The 5,726-nt window shown below is 51.1% G+C and carries 2 tRNA genes and 2 rRNA genes; all 4 read right to left on the minus strand.

From position 1 onward, the window contains the following. Positions 1-177 precede the first annotated feature (177 nt). A 23S ribosomal RNA gene (locus KIH07_RS25285) occupies positions 178-3,063 on the minus strand. 358 nt (positions 3,064-3,421) lie between these two features. Beyond that, positions 3,422-3,497 (minus strand) — tRNA-Ala (locus KIH07_RS25290). 39 nt (positions 3,498-3,536) lie between these two features. Further along, positions 3,537-3,613: transfer RNA gene (locus KIH07_RS25295), tRNA-Ile, on the minus strand. Between the two features lie 103 nt (positions 3,614-3,716). After that, positions 3,717-5,249 (minus strand): 16S ribosomal RNA (locus tag KIH07_RS25300). The 16S and 23S rRNA genes sit together here with 2 tRNA genes alongside, the layout of an rRNA operon. Positions 5,250-5,726: the final 477 nt, after the last annotated feature.

Raw genomic sequence — 5,726 nt, forward strand, 5'->3', positions numbered from 1 at the left:
TCACGGTCCTGTTCGGGATGGGAAGGAGTGGTACCAACTTGCTATGGTCATCAGGCATAACTTGGTGCTGGGCAGTTTTTGAGGACTGCCTAGCGAATTCATAGAGTTTGGAATCAGCTTATATTTTGATTGCGACAACTTGGCATAACATCCCTGATCTGAAGAGATCAAAGTTATAGGGTCAAGCCGCACGAGCAATTAGTACTGGTTAGCTTAATGCATTGCTGCACTTCCACACCCAGCCTATCAACGTCCTGGTCTAGAACGACTCTTTAGGGGGGTCAAGCCCCCGGCAGATCTCATCTTGAAACGAGTTTCCCGCTTAGATGCTTTCAGCGGTTATCTCTTCCACACTTAGCTACCCGGCGATGCCACTGGCGTGACAACCGGTACACCAGAGGTGTGTCCACTCCGGTCCTCTCGTACTAGGAGCAGGCTTCCTCAAATCTGCAGCGCCCACGGAAGATAGGGACCAAACTGTCTCACGACGTTTTAAACCCAGCTCACGTACCTCTTTAAATGGCGAACAGCCATACCCTTGGGACCGGCTACAGCCCCAGGATGAGATGAGCCGACATCGAGGTGCCAAACACCGCCGTCGATATGAACTCTTGGGCGGTATCAGCCTGTTATCCCCAGAGTACCTTTTATCCGTTGAGCGATGGCCCTTCCATACAGAACCACCGGATCACTATGTCCTGCTTTCGCATCTGCTCGACTTGTCAGTCTCGCAGTTAAGCACGCTTATGCCATTGCACTATCGTCACGATGTCCGACCGTAACTAGCGTACCTTCGAACTCCTCCGTTACGCTTTGGGAGGAGACCGCCCCAGTCAAACTGCCTACCATGCACTGTCCCCGATCCAGATAATGGATCTAGGTTAGAACCTCAAACGCACCAGGGTGGTATTTCAACGTTGGCTCCACCAGAACTAGCGTCCTGGCTTCAAAGCCTCCCACCTATCCTACACAGATCCGTTCAAAGTCCAATACAAAGCTACAGTAAAGGTTCATGGGGTCTTTCCGTCTTTCCGCGGGGAGATTGCATCATCACAAACATTTCAACTTCGCTGAGTCTCAGGAGGAGACAGTGTGGCCATCGTTACGCCATTCGTGCAGGTCGGAACTTACCCGACAAGGAATTTCGCTACCTTAGGACCGTTATAGTTACGGCCGCCGTTTACTGGGACTTCAATCAAGAGCTTGCACCCCATCATTTAATCTTCCAGCACCGGGCAGGCGTCACACCCTATACGTCCACTTTCGTGTTTGCAGAGTGCTGTGTTTTTAGTAAACAGTCGCAGCCACCGATTTTTTGCAACCCCTTTGGGCTCGCCTTGTACAGGTTCACCTACTTGGGGCATACCTTCTCCCGAAGTTACGGTATCAATTTGCCGAGTTCCTTCTCCTGAGTTCTCTCAAGCGCCTTAGAATACTCATCTCGCGCACCAGTGTCGGTTTGCGGTACGGTCGTCAATAGCTGAAGCTTAGTGGCTTTTCCTGGAAGCAGGGTATGGGTATCACTCACTTCGTCTGCAAGCAGACTCGTTATCACCCCTCATCTAAGCCCGGCGGATTTGCCTACCGAGCACGACTACAGGCTTGAACCAACATATCCAACAGTTGGCTGAGCTAACCTTCTCCGTCCCCACATCGCACTATTGATCGGTACAGGAATATTGACCTGTTTCCCATCAGCTACGCATCTCTGCCTCGCCTTAGGGGCCGACTCACTCTACGCCGATGAACGTTGCGTAGAAAACCTTGCGCTTACGGCGAGGGGGCTTTTCACCCCCTTTAACGCTACTCATGTCAGCATTCGCACTTCTGATACCTCCAGCACCCATTACCAGGCACCTTCACAGGCTTACAGAACGCTCTCCTACCACGTGCAATAAATTGCACATCCGCAGCTTCGGTAACTGGCTTAGCCCCGTTACATCTTCCGCGCAGGACGACTCGATCAGTGAGCTATTACGCTTTCTTTAAATGATGGCTGCTTCTAAGCCAACATCCTGACTGTTTTAGCCTTCCCACTTCGTTTCCCACTTAGCCAATTTTAGGGACCTTAGCTGGCGGTCTGGGTTGTTTCCCTCTTGAGTCCGGACGTTAGCACCCGGTGCTCTGTCTCCCAAGCTGTACTCGTCGGTATTCGGAGTTTGCATAGGTTTGGTAAGTCGCCATGACCCCCTAGCCTAAACAGTGCTCTACCCCCGACGGTAATACTTGAGGCACTACCTAAATAGTTTTCGGAGAGAACCAGCTATTTCCAAGTTTGTTTAGCCTTTCGCCCCTATCCACAGCTCATCCGCTAATTTTGCAACATTAGTCGGTTCGGACCTCCAGTACCTGTTACGGCACCTTCATCCTGGCCATGGATAGATCACTTGGTTTCGGGTCTACACCCAGCGACTATGTTCGCCCTATTCGGACTCGATTTCTCTACGGCTTCCCTATTCGGTTAACCTTGCCACTGAATGTAAGTCGCTGACCCATTATACAAAAGGTACGCAGTCACCCCTTTCGAGGCTCCTACTTTTTGTAAGCATGCGGTTTCAGGATCTATTTCACTCCCCTCCCGGGGTTCTTTTCGCCTTTCCCTCACGGTACTGGTTCACTATCGGTCGATGATGAGTATTTAGCCTTGGAGGATGGTCCCCCCATATTCAGACAGGGTTTCTCGTGCCCCGCCCTACTTGTCTGCAGCCTAGTACCACACGTCGGTTTTCGCATACAGGGCTATCACCTGCTATGGCTGGGCTTTCCATCCCATTTTGCTAACCGTCGTGCTATCACTGCACGGCTTCTCCGATTTCGCTCGCCACTACTTTCGGAATCTCGGTTGATGTCTTTTCCTCGAGCTACTGAGATGTTTCAGTTCACCCGGTTCGCCTCGCAACCCTATGTATTCAGGTTGCGATACCCCTAAGGGTGGGTTTCCCCATTCAGATATCTCCGGATCAAAGCTTATTTGCCAGCTCCCCGAAGCTTTTCGCAGGCTATCACGTCTTTCGTCGCCTATCATCGCCAAGGCATCCACCACATGCTCTTAGTCACTTGACCCTATAACTTTGACGTCTCTTGCGAAACATCTCCATCTAATTTTTCAAGGACTTGCAAGGTCTTTCACCTTGCGCGTTATGCCGTAATATGAATGTTTCTTCGGTATTGCTACCTAGAGAACAATTCGTCATTACTTGAATAAAACAAAGTTTCATTCGTGTTGACGCAATCAAATTTCATGTTGCTGATGGCACGGTGCATCTTTCGATGCTTTCCATCAGCAACGCTGATTCGACTCTATGAATTTTTAAAGAACAGCCGATTGATCGAACTATCTCGATCAACAACAAAACAGCCTTTTGCAAAGCTGCTTTGGTGTTGATTTGCTGCACTGCCTTGTGCAACTCTCTTTGGATGTTGGTGGAGGATGACGGGATCGAACCGACGACCCCCTGCTTGCAAAGCAGGTGCTCTCCCAGCTGAGCTAATCCCCCAGGAACCGCATTGTCTTCTCACGTGTCGTCCGCAGCACTTGGTGGGTCTGGGTGGTCTCGAACCACCGACCCCCGCCTTATCAAGACGGTGCTCTAACCAACTGAGCTACAGACCCAGGCCTGCCTCTACTCACTCACATGCTTTCACATATGCGCTTGCAGCGACTTTTTCCAACAACCGATAAGTGTGGGCGTTCAATTAGAACTGCAGTTTTCCAGAAAGGAGGTGATCCAGCCGCACCTTCCGATACGGCTACCTTGTTACGACTTCACCCCAGTCACGAACCCCGCCGTGGTAATCGCCCTCCTTGCGGTTAGGCTAACTACTTCTGGCGAGACCCGCTCCCATGGTGTGACGGGCGGTGTGTACAAGACCCGGGAACGTATTCACCGTGACATTCTGATCCACGATTACTAGCGATTCCGACTTCACGTAGTCGAGTTGCAGACTACGATCCGGACTACGACTGGCTTTATGGGATTAGCTCCCCCTCGCGGGTTGGCAACCCTTTGTACCAGCCATTGTATGACGTGTGTAGCCCCACCTATAAGGGCCATGAGGACTTGACGTCATCCCCACCTTCCTCCGGTTTGTCACCGGCAGTCCCATTAGAGTGCCCAACTAAATGTAGCAACTAATGGCAAGGGTTGCGCTCGTTGCGGGACTTAACCCAACATCTCACGACACGAGCTGACGACAGCCATGCAGCACCTGTGTTATGGCTCTCTTTCGAGCACAATCGCGTCTCTGCGATCTTCCATACATGTCAAAGGTGGGTAAGGTTTTTCGCGTTGCATCGAATTAAACCACATCATCCACCGCTTGTGCGGGTCCCCGTCAATTCCTTTGAGTTTTAACCTTGCGGCCGTACTCCCCAGGCGGTCAACTTCACGCGTTAGCTTCGTTACTGAGAAAGTAAATTCCCAACAACCAGTTGACATCGTTTAGGGCGTGGACTACCAGGGTATCTAATCCTGTTTGCTCCCCACGCTTTCGTGCATGAGCGTCAGTGCAGGCCCAGGGGATTGCCTTCGCCATCGGTGTTCCTCCGCATATCTACGCATTTCACTGCTACACGCGGAATTCCATCCCCCTCTGCCGCACTCCAGCTATACAGTCACTAATGCAGTTCCCAGGTTGAGCCCGGGGATTTCACATCTGTCTTATATAACCGCCTGCGCACGCTTTACGCCCAGTAATTCCGATTAACGCTTGCACCCTACGTATTACCGCGGCTGCTGGCACGTAGTTAGCCGGTGCTTATTCTTACGGTACCGTCATGGACCCTCTGTATTAGAAAGAGTCTTTTCGTTCCGTACAAAAGCAGTTTACAACCCGAAGGCCTTCATCCTGCACGCGGCATGGCTGGATCAGGGTTTCCCCCATTGTCCAAAATTCCCCACTGCTGCCTCCCGTAGGAGTCTGGGCCGTGTCTCAGTCCCAGTGTGGCTGGTCGTCCTCTCAGACCAGCTACAGATCGTCGGCTTGGTAAGCTTTTATCCCACCAACTACCTAATCTGCCATCGGCCGCTCCGTCCGCGCGAGGTCTTGCGATCCCCCGCTTTCATCCGTAGATCGTATGCGGTATTAGCCACTCTTTCGAGTAGTTATCCCCCACGATCGGGCACGTTCCGATGTATTACTCACCCGTCCGCCACTCGTCAGCCACCGAAGTGCTGTTACCGTTCGACTTGCATGTGTAAGGCATGCCGCCAGCGTTCAATCTGAGCCAGGATCAAACTCTACAGTTCGATCTTGATAAATTTAAAGTCTTCCGACTTCACTCATAAAAACGGAATTGAAGTGAACTTCACTTCTATCTCCATGAGCGTTTAAAGTCTTGCGACTTCAGTTCCAAAAGAACTTCGCAATTCGCTTCAAACGCCCACGCTTATCGGCTGTATATTTTTAATGTTCCCGCAAAAACCAGATTTGCATCTTTGTTTTTGCTAACTCCGCCGCGATCAGCAGAGCCTCGAATTATAACAGGTTTTTTTATTTCCTGTCAACACAAGGGGTCTTTTAACCCCCTGCATCTTTTCACTTCCCATCAGCACCGCAAGCAGCACTTCCGTTCAGCGAAGCCTTGCATTGTATACCGGGTTTTTACTCCCCACCACGCAAAACCGAAGATTTTTTATCCGCCCCTCTCAACAATCTCAGCCCAGGCTCTTCAACCCCCAGACCAGATCGGCTCAGTCGCTCTTCCTAGGAAGAACTTCTGTGCA

This window comes from Hydrogenophaga taeniospiralis, assembly GCF_020510445.1.
GTDB lineage: Bacteria > Pseudomonadota > Gammaproteobacteria > Burkholderiales > Burkholderiaceae_C > Hydrogenophaga.